Raw genomic sequence first — 13,363 nt, forward strand, 5'->3', positions numbered from 1 at the left:
GGACAAGGGGTCACCCCCTTGTCCCCGCCTGTATTTTCTCAACTGTATACAAATTGATCTTTCAGCGCGGGATAGTAATCCAGCGCGTCGGCCCGCTGTCCGTTGACCCGGAACTCGAAGTGGAGATGATTGCCGGTAGAGGAGCCGGTCGTCCCCACATACCCGATGACCTGATCCTGGGTCACCACATCTCCCTCTTTTACCGCACGGGAGTTCATATGGGCGTAAAGAGTGGCGATGCCATTGTCGTGCTGGATCACCACATAGTTGCCGTAGGAACTGCCGTAGGTGGAGATGGTCACCACGCCGCCCCGCGCGGCATGGATGGGGGTGTTCCTGGGCGCGCCGATGTCCGTGCCCGTGTGGTTTCCCGGTCGCCCGGTGATGGGGTGGATACGGGGACCGAAGGTGGATGTAATCCGGTAAATGCCGTGAAGGGGCCACTGCCAGCCGCTTCCGGGATCAAAGTTGATCTTTCCGGCGTCGATCAGAGCCTGGAGTTCCTTCTGCTTCTGGAGGATCTCGCTGGTGACCCGGTTGGCCTCGGCGGTAAGGGCGTCCTTCGCCTTGGCGGCCTCGTTCTCATCGGCCTTGATGTCCGCGATGAGCTGGTCGATTGTGGCCTCCTTCTCCTTCAGGTCCGCTTTCCGCGCCTCCAGATCCTCTTTCTCCGCCTGCTGGTCGGCCCTGGTGGCCTCCAGCACGGCCTGCTGGTCCTGAAGCTCCTTCCGGGTGGCGGCCAACTGGTCCATCACCGCGTTATCATACTCCATGATCTCGCCTATCATCGTGGCCCGTTCCAGCAAATCGGAGAAGTCTGATGCACCGAACAGAATGTCCCAATAATTGACGGTGCCGGACTCCTCCATGACCCGCACCCGCTCGCAGAAGAGGGCGTACTGCGCCTCCTCCTTGGCCCGGGTCTCGGCTACCTCGGTCTCCTTGTCAGCAATGAGCTGATCATACTGTGCAATGGTCTCGGTCACCTTGGCAATGGCTTGGTTCTGGGCGTTGATCTGCTGCTCCACCAGGCTTTTCTGCTCCAGCGCCTTGGATTTATCGCTCTGGATGCTCTGGAGCTGCTCGTTGAGTTTTTTGATCTGGGCATTCAAGTCGGCGGCCTGTGACTTCCCCGCGTTGATCTGCTCCTGCAGCTCCTCCTGACTGACGGCGCCCGCGGTCTGGAACACCACTGTGATCATGGGCAGGATCATCAGGAGCGCCATCAGCAGCGCCAGCAGGGCCACAACCGTCTTGTGCCAGTCGCGCCTGGGTCTTCTCTGCTTTGTGTTCTGCTTCGGATTGGACACGGGATCTTCTCCTTTCACGAGGGAGGGGTGGAACTCAAACCTGAAGGAATTTCCGAATGGCCATCAGGCTTCCGCAGGCGCCGATGGCCAGGCCGGCAGCAACAAAGGCGCCCAGCACACGGGCCGCCAGCGTTTGAAATGGAACGATGGCGATGAGCTGCAGGCCCCCCTGTTCGGAGATGGCGCTTACGATAAGGCTGTAGATGCCCCATTGCAGGAAGAACGCCAGCACCGCACCCAAAAGGCCCAGGATCATGCCCTCAAAAATAAAGGGCCAGCGGACGAACCAATTGGTCGCGCCGCACATCTTCATAATGGCGATCTCCTCCCGGCGGTGGAAGGTGGCCAACTTGATGGTGTTTGCAATGATAAAGAGGGAGATGATCAGCAGCATAGCGATCAGGATCCACGCCACCGCACCGGCCATATTGCGCAGGGTGACAAAGCCGTCTGCAATATCCAGCGAAGCCGTGACCTTTGCGATGCCGGAGATCTGCTCCACCGCCTTCACCGTCTCCCCCATCTTCTCGATCTCCACCACATGGATGCGGTAGCGGTGGCGGAGTGTGTTTTCCGGCAGGTCCTCAAAGAGGTCCTTGTTCTCGCTGTCGGCATAGCGTTCCACATACTGGTCCATGGCGGCCTGCCGGTCCACAAAGGTGGCGGAAGAGACATTGGCGAGGCGCTCCAGCTTGCCCTGGAGGGCTTTGGCCTGCTCCTCAGTGAGAGATTCGTCCACATAGGCGGTGAACTCGTTCTGGGCCTCCAGGTCCCCCAGCGTATTGTCCAGATTGACGGCCACCAGGGAAAATGAGCCCATGATGATCAGGCAGGCCACGATCATACACACAGCCGCAAAGGACATCAGGCCGTGGGTAAAGATACTGCGGAAGCCCTCCTTCAGGTGATAACCCATGTTATACTGATTCATTGTTGTAATAACCACCCATCCCGTCGCTGATGATCCTGCCGTTCTCAATGGCCACCACCCGTTTGGAAAAGCGGTTGACCAGCTCTTTCTCATGGGTGACCACCAGAACGGTGGTGCCCAGCTCGTTGATCTTTTCCAACAGCATCATGATCTCCAGGGAACGCTGGGGGTCCAGGTTTCCGGTAGGCTCGTCGGCAACGATGACCTGTGGGTTGTTCACCAGGGCCCTGGCAATGGCTACGCGCTGCTGCTCCCCGCCGGAAAGCTCGGTGGGCAGGCGGTCGCCCTTATGATCCAGGCCCACCAGTTGCAGCACATAGGACACCCGCTTCCGGATCTCCCGCGGAGAAGCACCCACCACCCGCATGACAAACGTGAGGTTCTCCTCCACCGTCTTTTTCTCGATGAGCCTGAAATCCTGGAAGATGACGCCCAGCGTGCGGCGCAGGTAAGGGATCTGTCGGACGTGAATGTTGTTGAGGTTATAGCCGTTCACCATCAGCCGCCCTTCGGTGCAGCTCACCTCGCCAGTGATGAGCTTGAGGATGGTCGACTTCCCGGACCCGGAAGGCCCCACCAGGAAGACAAACTCCCCGTCCTCAATGCGCATGGACACCCCTTTCAGGGCACGGGTGCCGTTGTCATATGTCTTTTGTACATCTATGAGTCGAATCATTGGCAATCCTCACACATTTGGACACAAACGAGCGGCGGGGCCCCCACCCGCCCTACCAGATCTGTTAGCCCGGGACACGGTAGGACGAAGGTCCGCCTCCGCCGCTGGTCATCTTGTGATTTCTTTTTCAGGACTCGATGCCCCTGGACACCAGATATTTCTTGACCATCAGCGCCACCTTAAAGGTGATGGCGTCGTCAAACTCCCGCAGGTCCAACCCGGTGAGCTTTTTGATCTTTTCCAGCCGGTATACCAGGGTATTCCGGTGGACAAAGAGCTTGCGGGCGGTCTCCGAGACGTTCAGATTGTTTTCAAAGAACTTATTGATGGTGAACAGCGTCTCCTGATCCAGGGAGTCGATGGGGTTCTTCTTAAAGACCTCCTGGAGGAACATCTCACACAGGGTGGTCGGGAGCTGATAGATGAGACGCCCGATCCCCAAATTCTCATAGTTGATGATGGACTTCTCTGTGTCAAACACCTTGCCCACGTCGATGGCCACCTGGGCCTCCTTGTAAGCACGTGCCAACTCCCGGATGTGGGTCACGATGGTGCCCACGCCGATCACGACCTTGAGATTGAGCTCCGACCTCAGCGCGGCCTCCACCTGCTCGGCCACCTTATAGAGATCCTTACTCTCCGTGCCGTCGGAGAGCTGCTTAATGAGGGCGATATCCATCTCATTGATGGACAGGACAAAGTCCACCTGTTTGTCGGGGAAGAGGGACTGTACCACGTCAATCGCGGCCATATCCGTAGTGCCCACCTGGCGAACCAGGAACACCGCCCGGGGCGCCTCGGAGGTGAAGTGGAGCTCCTTGGCCCGGACATAGATATCCCCCAGCAAAATATTGTCGGAGATGATGCTCTTGACAAAAGTGGCCTTGTCGTGCTTTTCTTCATAGTAGGCCTTGGCGCCGTTGAGGGCCACTGCGGCCATGGAGCATACCATGCGGGCCGCATCGTCCTCCCCGCGTGCAAAGGCTGCATAATCAAACTGAGAGCTCCACCCTGCCAGCGGTTTGAACGTATTGCCGTCAAAGGCCACCAATTCCGTGTCGGCCTCGTTGATCGCTTCGACCGCTCCCGTCCACTTCTCTCCAATACAGGTCAGTTCATTGCAAGCTACCACCGTTCCCTCAGAATCAATCACGCCGATGGCACGGTCGGTACTGTCCTTCATTTGCAAAACCACACTCTGGAAAACCCGGCTGGACATCGCTTTGCCCCCTTCTATGCGCCTGCAGCGCTTAATCTCTCAACACCGCGGTTCTTTTCAGACCCGGCTTTTCTATTATACTGGTTTTTTTCTCCCTTTTCAATAGGGAAAACGTATTTTTTTGTGAAAAATGCCGAAGGGGTGCACATGGAAATTATTCCAATTCCTTCAATCTCTTCCGCTCCTCCTCCGTCAGAGGTCTCCAGCCTCCGGTCACCAATTCCGGGTCCAACTCCAGCGGTCCCATAGAGAGCCTTTTCAGGTAGAGCACCGGCTTTCCCCGGGCCGCGAGCATCCGCTTGACCTGATGGTATTTCCCCTCCCGCAGGGTAACAAGGCCGGCATCCGGCTCCGGGAGCAGCTCCAGCTCCGCCGGCAGGCAGCGCAACCCATCCCCCAGCATCATGCCCGCGCGGAAGGCCGCGGCGTCCTCCTCATCCAGACGCCCTGCGGCGCGGACAAAGTACACTTTGTCCACATGACGCGCGGGCGTGAGAAGGCGGTGTCCCAGCGGGCCGTCGTTGGTGAGGAGGAGCAGACCCTCCGTATCCTTGTCCAACCGCCCCACCGGAAACAGTCCCACCCGCCTGAGATGCTCCGGCAGCAGATCCAGCACGGTGGGCTGCCTGGGGTCCTCCGTGGCGGAGAGCAGTCCCGCCGGCTTGTGGAGCATCAGATAGACATATCGCTCCCCGCAGACCTGCTCTCCGTCCACGCGCAGGTCCAGCCCCTCCCGCTCATACTTTTCCTCCGGGCGCCGCGCCACCGCCCCGGCCGCCTCCACACGCCCAGCCCGTACCAGTTCTCCAGCCTCCCGCCGGGACCATCGGCCTGTTCCCGCCAGAATTTTGTCCAGCCGCTCGATCAGAATCCACTCCCCTCCGGAGCCTCGCTCCTTGTCCTTTTTGTAATATTGTATCATACCCGGGGACTCCTGCACATACAAATAACCCGAAAAGAAATGGAAGGAGCGTTGCGCTGTGTTTATCTGGACCGCCAAACTGCGCCGTGGGAGACTTGTTGCGGGCGTGGCCGCTATCGTGGTGCTCTGTGGCGCCGTGGCTCTGGTGGGCGGGGTACTGTCCGCCAGGGGAGTGGACGCGGTCTCTCCCGCCCCGGCCAGCCCCAAGGGCATCAAAACCAATGAGGACAGGATCGCCTATCTGGAGAGCTACGGCTGGCAGGTCTCCGCCGACCCGCTCTCTGTAGAAGAGCTGGCCATCCCTGAGGAATTTGACGAGACCTATACCCAGTACCTCTCCCTCCAGTCCGGCCAAGGCTTTGACCTGGAAAAATACAAGGGCAAGCGGGTCAAACGCTATACCTACGAGATATCCAATTATCCCACAGGAGAGACCGGCGTCCAGGCCGGTCTGCTGATCTACAAAAACACCGTGGTCGGTGGCGAAGTCCTCTCCAGCCAACTGGGCGGCTTCATCCACGGACTGGCCATGCCTGGATAACGGCGGCGCGGCGCTCATAAATGAGCGCCGCGCCGTTTTCTTCTGCCTATTGGAGCGACTGGGATGCTTGATAGAGAAACACCAAGTACAGGATGCCAGCCACGAACATGACCAGCGCCACTATAATCAGCAGCAGGGCGGCCGCAATGTTGATGATCGGCACCAGGACCAGCACAGCGCAGACAATGGATACTAGCGTACACACGGCGTACAGCTTCCAGACGGTTCCCCCCTTGTCTGCACAGGCCTGATCCCCCTTGGCAGAGAGCAGATGGGAAGCCGCCATACAGACATAGTATACGGTCAACAATCCCAGAATACCGCTGCAAATACTCAATATACCGGAGAAAAAGCCGCTTTCCCCGAGCAATGTGCCCAAAAAGTTGGCCACAATATTGCCGACCGAGGTAAAGAACGCATTTTTAAAATAGGGATGGGTGGGGGACGCGGTGTGAAGGCCCACAAGTCCCAGGATCAGACCCGCCAGTCCCGCTAGGCTGCCCACCAGTGCCACGCCGCTCAGTACTGTGGCGATCAAGCCCACGATTTCAGATAAAAACAGTGTTTTGAGTCCCTTTCCGGCCAGCGCGTAGTCTCCATACATAAATCAATCACTCCTCTTTTTCAGCGGTCCTTCTCCACCGGATTTGAGATCAGATGGACATTCAGGTGGTTATAGGTCAGCCCGATGCCGTTCCGGTCAAAAGCGGCCCGGACCTGTTCCAGCAGATCATAATAAAGCTCCCAATAGTCCTCCGTGGCACACCAGACCCTCAGGGTATAGCTCACGCTGCTGTCCCCCAGCGCTGTGGTGCGGACAAAAGGCTCCGGCGTAAACAGCGCCTTGGGATGGGCCCCCACGACCTCCCGTATGACCTGTTTGACCCGTTCCGGATCATCTTCGTAGGACACGGCAAAGGAGAGGTCCACTCTGCGCCGGTCCTGACTGTTATAGTTGGTGATTTTCTCACCGGAAATCTCTCCATTGGGCACGAAGATGATCTTGTTGTCAATGGTCTTCAGCCTGGTATAGACAAGTCCGATCTCCGCCACCGTACCGGAGAGTCCCGCTGCATCCACATAGTCCCCCACGGCAAAGGGCTTGGACACCATGACCATGATACCACCGGCCAGATTGGACAAAATACCCTGCAGCGCGAGGGAGAGCGCCACGCCGATGATCCCCAACACGGCCACAAAGGAATCCACAGGGATGCCGATATATCCGGCCAAAACAAGAAGCGTCACCATCCACATGATGACTTTCAAGCACGAGCGCGTAAACTTGTGGACTGTGGGCTCGATCCGCAGGCGGGTCATCGTTCGGTCCAAAATGCTGATGACCAGCCGCATCCCCACCACACAGATGACAAACAGCAGCGCCACATACAGCGCCTTGCTCCACGTCATGGAGCTGGATATCCTTTCAAAGGTCTCGGTGACTTCCTCAGGTGAAGTACTTTCCAAGGGCAGAATATCGGACAAGGAACCGGCCTCCTTACATATCATCACCATTTGACAGGCTGCTGGTTCAGTATACCACATCCTTGATCAAAAGGAAAGATGCTCCCACCCCTGCCATACCCGACTGGAAAAAGAATACCCCGCCGCAAAATGCGGCGGGGTATTCCCTCACGCTTGATTACTCGTTGATCTCGATGACCACGCCGGAACCGACGGTACGACCGCCCTCGCGGATAGCGAAGCGGAGGCCCTTCTCAATGGCGATGGGGGTGATCAGCTCCACGTCCATGTCGACGTTGTCGCCGGGCATGCACATCTCAGTGCCCTCAGGCAGAGTGATGACGCCGGTCACGTCGGTGGTACGGAAATAGAACTGGGGACGATAGTTGTTGAAGAAGGGGGTATGACGACCGCCCTCTTCCTTAGACAGGACGTAGACCTGGCCCTTGAACTTGGTGTGGGGGTGGATGGAGCCGGGCTTGCACAGGACCTGGCCGCGCTCGATATCGGTCTTGGCGATACCACGGAGCAGGCAGCCGGCGTTGTCACCAGCCTCGATGAAGTCCAGCGTCTTGCGGAACATCTCCATGGAGGTGACCACGGTGGACTTCTTCTCCTCGGTCAGACCGACGATATCGACGGTCTCGCCAGCCTTCAGGATACCACGCTCCACACGGCCGGTGGCCACAGTGCCACGGCCGGAGATGGTGAACACGTCCTCGACGGGCATCAGGAAGGGCAGGTCGTCGTTACGGGCGGGGGTGGGAATATAGGAGTCAACAGCGTCCATCAGCTCCTTGATGCAGGCAAAAGCGGGATCGTCTACGCCACCCTCACAGGTCAGGGCGTTCAGAGCGGACCCCTTGATGATGGGGGTGTCGTCGCCGGGGAACTCATACTTGTCGAGGGTCTCGCGGACTTCCATCTCGACCAGCTCCAGCAGCTCGGGATCGTCCACCTGATCGCACTTGTTCAGGAACACGACGATGGCGGGCACGCCCACCTGGCGGGCCAGCAGGATGTGCTCCTTGGTCTGAGCCATGGGGCCGTCGGTGGCGGCGATGACCAAGATGGCGCCGTCCATCTGAGCAGCACCGGTGATCATGTTCTTGATATAGTCGGCGTGGCCCGGGCAGTCGACGTGGGCATAGTGGCGGGCGTCGGTCTCGTACTCCACGTGGGCGGTGTTGATGGTGATGCCGCGCTCACGCTCCTCGGGAGCCTTGTCGATGCTGGAATAATCCTCGTACTGAGCCTGACCCTTCAGGGCCAGGTACTTGGTGATAGCGGCGGTCAGAGTGGTCTTGCCGTGGTCAACGTGGCCGATGGTGCCGATGTTGACATGGGGCTTGGTGCGTTCAAACTTAGCCTTAGCCATTTTGAGTAATCCTCCTTATATTACAGGTTGTAAGCGACAAAATTTAGTTTTTACGGCTTACATTCTACCGCATAGACGCTAGAATTGCAAGTCCTTTATTCCGCGTTGTGGCCGCGCTCGGCAATGATCTTATCCGCGATGCTCTTGGGGATCTCCACATAGCTGTGGGGCTCCATGGTGTACTGGCCGCGGCCCTGCGTGGAAGAACGCAGGTCGGTGGCGTAACCGAACATCTCGGAGAGGGGGACCAGCGCGTCGATCTGGGTGGCGCCGGGACGGGTCTCGGTGCCCTGGATCATGCCGCGGCGGGAGGAGAGGTCGCCCATCACATCGCCCATATACTCGTCGGGCGCGATGGCGGAGACCTTCATGATGGGCTCGAGCAGGATGGGGTTGGCCTTCCGGCAGGCCTCCTTGAACGCCATGGAACCGGCGATCTTAAAGGCCATTTCGGAGGAGTCCACCTCGTGGTAGGAGCCGAAGGTCAGATGGACCTTCACATCCACCACGGGATAGCCCGCCAGCACACCGGCCTGCATGGCGCCCTGGATGCCCTGATCCACCGCAGGGATATACTCCTTGGGGATCACGCCGCCGGTGATCTCGTTGAGGAACTCATAGCCCTTGCCGGGCTCGTTGGGCTCCACGGTGATACGCACATGGCCGTACTGGCCCTTACCGCCGGACTGCCGGGCATACTTGGTGTCCTGCTCGACGGCTTTCTTGATGGTCTCCTTATAGGCGACCTGGGGCGCGCCCACGTTGGCCTCCACCTTGTATTCACGGAGCAGACGGTCCACGATAATCTCCAGATGGAGCTCACCCATACCGGCGATGATGGTCTGTCCGGTCTCCTCGTCGGTCCAGGTCTTGAAGGTGGGGTCCTCCTCGGCCAGCTTCATCAGCGCCAGGCCCATCTTCTCCTGACCAGCCTTGGTCTTGGGCTCGATGGCCACACGGATGACCGGCTCGGGGAACTCCATGGACTCGAGGATGATGGGGTGCTTCTCATCGCACAGGGTATCACCGGTGGTGGAGTTCTTCAGACCGATGACCGCGGCGATATCGCCGGAATAGACGGTCTCGATATCCTCCCGGTGGTTGGCGTGCATCTGCAGGATGCGGCCGATACGCTCCTTCTGGTTCTTTGTGCTGTTGAGCACCGAAGTACCGGTGTTGAGCATACCGGAGTACACGCGGACAAAGGACAGCCGGCCCACATAGGGATCCGTGGCAATCTTGAATGCCAGCGCGGAGAAGGGGGCGTTGTCGTCCGCAGGGCGGGAGTCCTCCTCCTCGGTGTCCGGGTTGATGCCGTCGATGGGGGGAATGTCAACAGGAGAGGGCATGAAGTCCACGATGGCGTCCAGCAGCTTCTGCACACCCTTATTTTTGTAAGAGGTGCCGCAGGTCACAGGGACAATCTTGTTGTCGATGGTGCCCTGCCGGAGCACCTTGCGGATCAGATCCTCGGGGATGGGCTTCTCCTCCAGCGCCAACTCCATGATCTCGTCGGAGAGGTCGGCGCAGGCGTCGATGAGTTTGGTGCGGTATTCCTGCGCCAACTCCATCATATCGGCAGGGATCTCCTCCACGCGCATGTCCTTGCCCATCTCGTCATAATAGATGTCGGCGTCCATCTCCACCAGGTCAATGATACCCTTGAAGGTCTCCTCCTTGCCGATGGGGAGCTGAATGGGCACAGCATTGCATTTCAGGCGGTCGTGGATCATACGCAGCACGTTGTAGAAATCGGCGCCCATGATGTCCATTTTGTTGACATAGATCATGCGGGGGACCTTGTAGTGGTCGGCCTGGCGCCACACAGTCTCAGACTGGGGCTCCACGCCGCCCTTGGCGCACATGACGGTCACAGAGCCGTCCAGCACGCGCAGGGAGCGCTCCACCTCCACGGTGAAGTCCACGTGACCCGGGGTGTCGATGATATTGATACGGGTCTGGGGGAACTGGTCCTTGCTGCCCTTCCAATAGCAGGTGGTGGCAGCGGAGGTGATGGTGATGCCGCGTTCCTGCTCCTGGGCCATCCAGTCCATGGTGGCGGTACCGTCGTGGGTCTCGCCGATCTTATAGTTGACGCCGGTGTAGAACAAAATCCGTTCTGTCGTGGTGGTCTTGCCGGCGTCGATATGAGCCATGATACCGATGTTCCGGGTATTCTCTAAGGATACTTTCCTAGGCATACTCTAATAACTCCTTATAACTACCAGCGGTAGTGCGCGAAAGCCTTGTTGGACTCGGCCATCTTGTGGGTATCCTCGCGCTTTTTGACCGCGGAGCCGAGGTTATTGGCGGCATCCATGATCTCGCCGGCGAGGCGCTCTCTCATGGTCTTCTCGCTGCGGTTGCGGGCATAAGTGGTGAGCCACCGCAGCCCCAGGGTCTGACGGCGCTCAGGCCGAACCTCGATGGGCACCTGGTAAGTGGCGCCGCCCACGCGGCGGGCCTTGACCTCCAGGGACGGCATGATGTTCTCCAGAGCGGTGGTAAAGACCTCCAGAGGGTCTTTTCCGGTCTTTTCCTTGATGATATCGAAAGCACCGTAGACCACTTTCTGAGAGACGCCCTTCTTACCGTCCAGCATGATGCTGTTGACCAGCTTGGTCACCAGGACGGAGTTATACAGCGGGTCGGGCAGAACCTCTCGCTTGGGTACGTTTCCTCTTCTGGGCACTTTGCTTCCCTCCTTCACAGTATGATTTCATAGGTACTCGAAAGCCGCCTCAGTGGGCAGCCCCCGTGTAAAGACAAGTGCCTGCTTGTCCAGTGCCTGCCAAAGAAACGCCCCTATTATATAGGAAGCGCACGTTGGCAAGACTGTCGTCTTGCGCCGGGGCGCAAACATGCTTTCATGTTTGGAAGAAGTCTTACTTCTTGCCAGCCTTGGGCCGCTTCGCGCCATACTTGGAACGGGCCTGCATACGACCGTTGACGCCCTGGGTATCCAGAGTGCCGCGGATGATGTGGTAGCGCACGCCGGGCAGGTCCCTAACACGGCCGCCGCGGATCATGACCACGGAGTGCTCCTGCAGGTTGTGCCCCACACCGGGGATATAAGCGGTAACCTCGTAGCCGTTGGTGAGCTTCACACGGGCGATCTTACGGAGCGCGGAGTTCGGCTTCTTCGGAGTAGAGGTGCGAACAGCGGTGCACACGCCGCGCTTCTGAGGAGAAGGCAGGTCGGTCTCGCGGTTCTTCAGGGTGTTCAGACCATGCTGCATCGCGGGAGAATTGGACTTATAAGTCGCGGCCTCCCGGCCCTTCCGGACGAGCTGATTAAACGTAGGCATAAATAGTTCCTCCTTTCTCGAGTTCTCATTTTATTATTTTAACAAAATAATGGTAGAATTATTCTGTTAAAACCAAAGTTAGCGGACCAGCGCCGCCACGGCGGCTCCCACAGCGATGCCACAGGCCTGGCCCAGCTCCCGCGTGGCGGAAATCCGCTCCACGGGCACGCCGTGTTCGGCGCAAAGTACCTCGATGGGGTCCGTCACACCCGGGTCTGCATCCTCTGCCAGAAATACCCGGACGGCCCGCCCGTCGGCAAGGGCACGGCGGGTCTGTTTGGCACCCACCACCCGGGGTCCGGCTTTGAGTTCGGTCAGCAACCGTCATCCCCCCTGTTTCAGATGTCCCAATGGAAAGCGGGGTTTTCCACCTTGTTTTCCACCGTGCGCGGATACACCTGCGCAATTTGGAATTATACCATGGCGTTATGGGGAAGTCAAGCAATATTTTGACAGGCGTCCCTGCCTTCGGGCCTTGCCGTTTCTACCGCATCCCATAGGAAAATGGTAAGGCATTTGGGGTAAAAATTTTTAAATATTTTATGAAACGAACTCCAGTCTTTCTGTTTCTAATCAGTAGGAAGGAAGGGCGGCAGGGTGCCCGGTTACCTCCCCCGCCGCAGCCCGTCCTGAATATTCCAATCACAATGAGAATGATATACCGCTTTAGAAGCGATATTCTCTGGGCACAAAGGGGAGAGGCCGGGGAGTAATCCCCGGCCTTTTTACGACTATCTCACGATCTGTGCCGCAAGGAATCCCACAGCGCCCGAGACGGCCAGCCAAATGAGCTTGTCCACGATACCGTCCCAGCGCTTGGCGGGCTTCTCGGTGAGGGCCTTCACGTCGGTCTTGATCTCCTTCACGTCGGTCTCCACCGTCTCCTGCCGTGTCGCCAGCACCTCCACGGAGGACACCAGTTTGTCCAGGTTGTCCTGTCGCTCCTCCACCTTGTCCAGCCGGTGGGTGTTCGATTTGCTCCGCTGCTCGATTTCGGCCACCTTGACCGCGATGTCCTCCGCCATGGCTTACTCCTCCCTGGCCCTGATTTCGTCCTTCAGGGCGTCCCCCGCAAGGGCGGCCTGTGTAAAGCTGTTGTTCTTCCACCACGCCGCCAGGGAGGCGGCGATGGTCCAGCCGGTGGCGATGAGGGTGTTGACGTTCTCGTCCGCGATGGGGATGGTCTGGACGCCCAGCATGCTCAGCACCTGGTTGACCAGGGCCAGCAGCAGTACAACGCTCCGGGCAATCGTGCCCGCGCTGATCTTGTTGGTCATGATAAGTACTCCTCTCCTAATTTGCCGCGGCCAGCTTTTGCAGCAGGTCCGCGCCGTATCGGTACGCCTCCAGGTAGTCCATGGTCTCCTCGGCCAGCCCGAAGCGCGCCTGTACCGTCTGCCGGTTCGTCTTTGCACACGGCCCTCCCTCGCACAACGCCAGGAATGCCTCCCAGGCCCCGCTTGTGTGCCGGATGGTGTACGGGCAGTCCTTGCCGTTCCAGTGATTGTGCTGGACCACATGACCGATGGGGGTACCGTGCTCCTCCATCAGCAGCCGCACCAGCGAGGCCGCGTTTTCTCTGGCCTTGGCAAAGTCGCCGTCCGCGTTGACGCA

15 protein-coding genes and 1 pseudogene are annotated in these 13,363 nt (G+C 58.6%); 1 reads left to right on the top strand and 15 read right to left on the bottom strand.

All coding sequences use genetic code 11. The features are described from left to right. Nucleotides 1–38: 38 nt before the first annotated feature. The 5 genes from ABUA09_RS12940 to ABUA09_RS12960 form a co-directional block, all read right to left on the bottom strand. Nucleotides 39–1,310, bottom strand: coding sequence for a murein hydrolase activator EnvC family protein (locus tag ABUA09_RS12940; protein ID WP_033119072.1), 1,272 nt, complete (start codon nt 1,308–1,310; stop codon nt 39–41). Between the two features lie 34 nt (nt 1,311–1,344). Further along, on the bottom strand, nt 1,345–2,241 hold the full coding sequence (gene ftsX, locus ABUA09_RS12945) for a permease-like cell division protein FtsX (RefSeq protein ID WP_033119071.1): 897 nt from the start codon (nt 2,239–2,241) through the stop codon (nt 1,345–1,347). Continuing rightward, the gene (ftsE, locus tag ABUA09_RS12950) at nt 2,228–2,917 is read right to left on the bottom strand and encodes a cell division ATP-binding protein FtsE (RefSeq protein ID WP_033119070.1); all 690 of its coding nucleotides are present in this window, start codon (nt 2,915–2,917) and stop codon (nt 2,228–2,230) included. The genes ftsX and ftsE overlap by 14 nt, the downstream gene beginning before the upstream one ends. Before the next feature lie 127 nt (nt 2,918–3,044). Further along, nucleotides 3,045–4,136: a PucR family transcriptional regulator gene (locus ABUA09_RS12955; RefSeq protein ID WP_208318642.1), complete on the bottom strand. Its 1,092-nt coding sequence runs from the start codon at nt 4,134–4,136 to the stop codon at nt 3,045–3,047. A gap of 154 nt (nt 4,137–4,290) precedes the next feature. Then, nucleotides 4,291–5,058: a pseudouridine synthase gene (locus ABUA09_RS12960; protein ID WP_207742840.1), complete on the bottom strand. Its 768-nt coding sequence runs from the start codon at nt 5,056–5,058 to the stop codon at nt 4,291–4,293. 58 nt (nt 5,059–5,116) lie between these two features. Between ABUA09_RS12960 and ABUA09_RS12965 the strand changes: the two genes are divergently transcribed. Beyond that, complete coding sequence (locus ABUA09_RS12965) at nt 5,117–5,599, top strand: DUF4830 domain-containing protein (RefSeq protein WP_033119068.1); 483 nt, start codon at nt 5,117–5,119, stop codon at nt 5,597–5,599. 46 nt (nt 5,600–5,645) lie between these two features. Here ABUA09_RS12965 and ABUA09_RS12970 read toward each other — a convergent pair whose 3' ends face one another. From ABUA09_RS12970 to ABUA09_RS13015, 10 genes and pseudogenes are all read right to left on the bottom strand, one after another. Beyond that, the gene (locus ABUA09_RS12970; protein WP_033119067.1) at nt 5,646–6,203 is read right to left on the bottom strand and encodes a hypothetical protein; all 558 of its coding nucleotides are present in this window, start codon (nt 6,201–6,203) and stop codon (nt 5,646–5,648) included. Between the two features lie 20 nt (nt 6,204–6,223). After that, nucleotides 6,224–7,084 carry a mechanosensitive ion channel family protein gene (locus ABUA09_RS12975; protein ID WP_227151990.1) on the bottom strand — a complete coding sequence of 287 codons (861 nt, stop codon included), beginning with the start codon at nt 7,082–7,084 and terminating at the stop codon, nt 6,224–6,226. 157 nt (nt 7,085–7,241) lie between these two features. After that, nucleotides 7,242–8,441 carry an elongation factor Tu gene (tuf, locus tag ABUA09_RS12980; RefSeq protein ID WP_033119065.1) on the bottom strand — a complete coding sequence of 400 codons (1,200 nt, stop codon included), beginning with the start codon at nt 8,439–8,441 and terminating at the stop codon, nt 7,242–7,244. 95 nt (nt 8,442–8,536) lie between these two features. Continuing rightward, nucleotides 8,537–10,642: an elongation factor G gene (gene fusA / locus ABUA09_RS12985; RefSeq protein WP_033119064.1), complete on the bottom strand. Its 2,106-nt coding sequence runs from the start codon at nt 10,640–10,642 to the stop codon at nt 8,537–8,539. 20 nt (nt 10,643–10,662) lie between these two features. Next, nucleotides 10,663–11,133, bottom strand: a complete 471-nt coding sequence (rpsG, locus tag ABUA09_RS12990) for a 30S ribosomal protein S7 (protein ID WP_033119063.1) — start codon at nt 11,131–11,133, stop codon at nt 10,663–10,665. A gap of 193 nt (nt 11,134–11,326) precedes the next feature. Beyond that, nucleotides 11,327–11,749 (bottom strand): 30S ribosomal protein S12, encoded by a 423-nt coding sequence (gene rpsL, locus ABUA09_RS12995; protein WP_349949412.1) that lies wholly within the window; start codon nt 11,747–11,749, stop codon nt 11,327–11,329. A gap of 78 nt (nt 11,750–11,827) precedes the next feature. Then, nucleotides 11,828–12,070 carry a ribosomal L7Ae/L30e/S12e/Gadd45 family protein gene (locus tag ABUA09_RS13000; protein ID WP_033119061.1) on the bottom strand — a complete coding sequence of 81 codons (243 nt, stop codon included), beginning with the start codon at nt 12,068–12,070 and terminating at the stop codon, nt 11,828–11,830. A gap of 410 nt (nt 12,071–12,480) precedes the next feature. Beyond that, entirely contained in the window at nt 12,481–12,774 is a 294-nt protein-coding gene (locus ABUA09_RS13005) for a hypothetical protein (RefSeq protein ID WP_058118048.1), read from the bottom strand. 3 nt (nt 12,775–12,777) lie between these two features. Then, complete coding sequence (locus ABUA09_RS13010; RefSeq protein WP_279204727.1) at nt 12,778–13,026, bottom strand: phage holin; 249 nt, start codon at nt 13,024–13,026, stop codon at nt 12,778–12,780. Between the two features lie 16 nt (nt 13,027–13,042). After that, a pseudogene (locus tag ABUA09_RS13015) lies at nt 13,043–13,363 on the bottom strand (N-acetylmuramoyl-L-alanine amidase); the annotation flags it as partial.

The sequence above is a fragment of the Intestinimonas sp. RTP31139st1_F5_RTP31139_211217 genome, from assembly GCF_040226735.1.
GTDB lineage: Bacteria > Bacillota > Clostridia > Oscillospirales > Oscillospiraceae > Intestinimonas > Intestinimonas butyriciproducens.

Coding starts and splice junctions, on each gene's coding strand:
- ftsX (WP_033119071.1), bottom strand. CDS start 2,241: ATGAATCAGTATAACATGGGTTATCACCTGAAGGAGGGCTTCCGCAGT.
- ABUA09_RS12960 (WP_207742840.1), bottom strand. CDS start 5,058: ATGATACAATATTACAAAAAGGACAAGGAGCGAGGCTCCGGAGGGGAG.
- ABUA09_RS13010 (WP_279204727.1), bottom strand. CDS start 13,026: ATGACCAACAAGATCAGCGCGGGCACGATTGCCCGGAGCGTTGTACTG.
- ABUA09_RS12955 (WP_208318642.1), bottom strand. CDS start 4,136: ATGTCCAGCCGGGTTTTCCAGAGTGTGGTTTTGCAAATGAAGGACAGT.
- fusA (WP_033119064.1), bottom strand. CDS start 10,642: ATGCCTAGGAAAGTATCCTTAGAGAATACCCGGAACATCGGTATCATG.
- ABUA09_RS12970 (WP_033119067.1), bottom strand. CDS start 6,203: ATGTATGGAGACTACGCGCTGGCCGGAAAGGGACTCAAAACACTGTTT.
- rpsL (WP_349949412.1), bottom strand. CDS start 11,749: ATGCCTACGTTTAATCAGCTCGTCCGGAAGGGCCGGGAGGCCGCGACT.
- ABUA09_RS13005 (WP_058118048.1), bottom strand. CDS start 12,774: ATGGCGGAGGACATCGCGGTCAAGGTGGCCGAAATCGAGCAGCGGAGC.
- tuf (WP_033119065.1), bottom strand. CDS start 8,441: ATGGCTAAGGCTAAGTTTGAACGCACCAAGCCCCATGTCAACATCGGC.
- ftsE (WP_033119070.1), bottom strand. CDS start 2,917: ATGATTCGACTCATAGATGTACAAAAGACATATGACAACGGCACCCGT.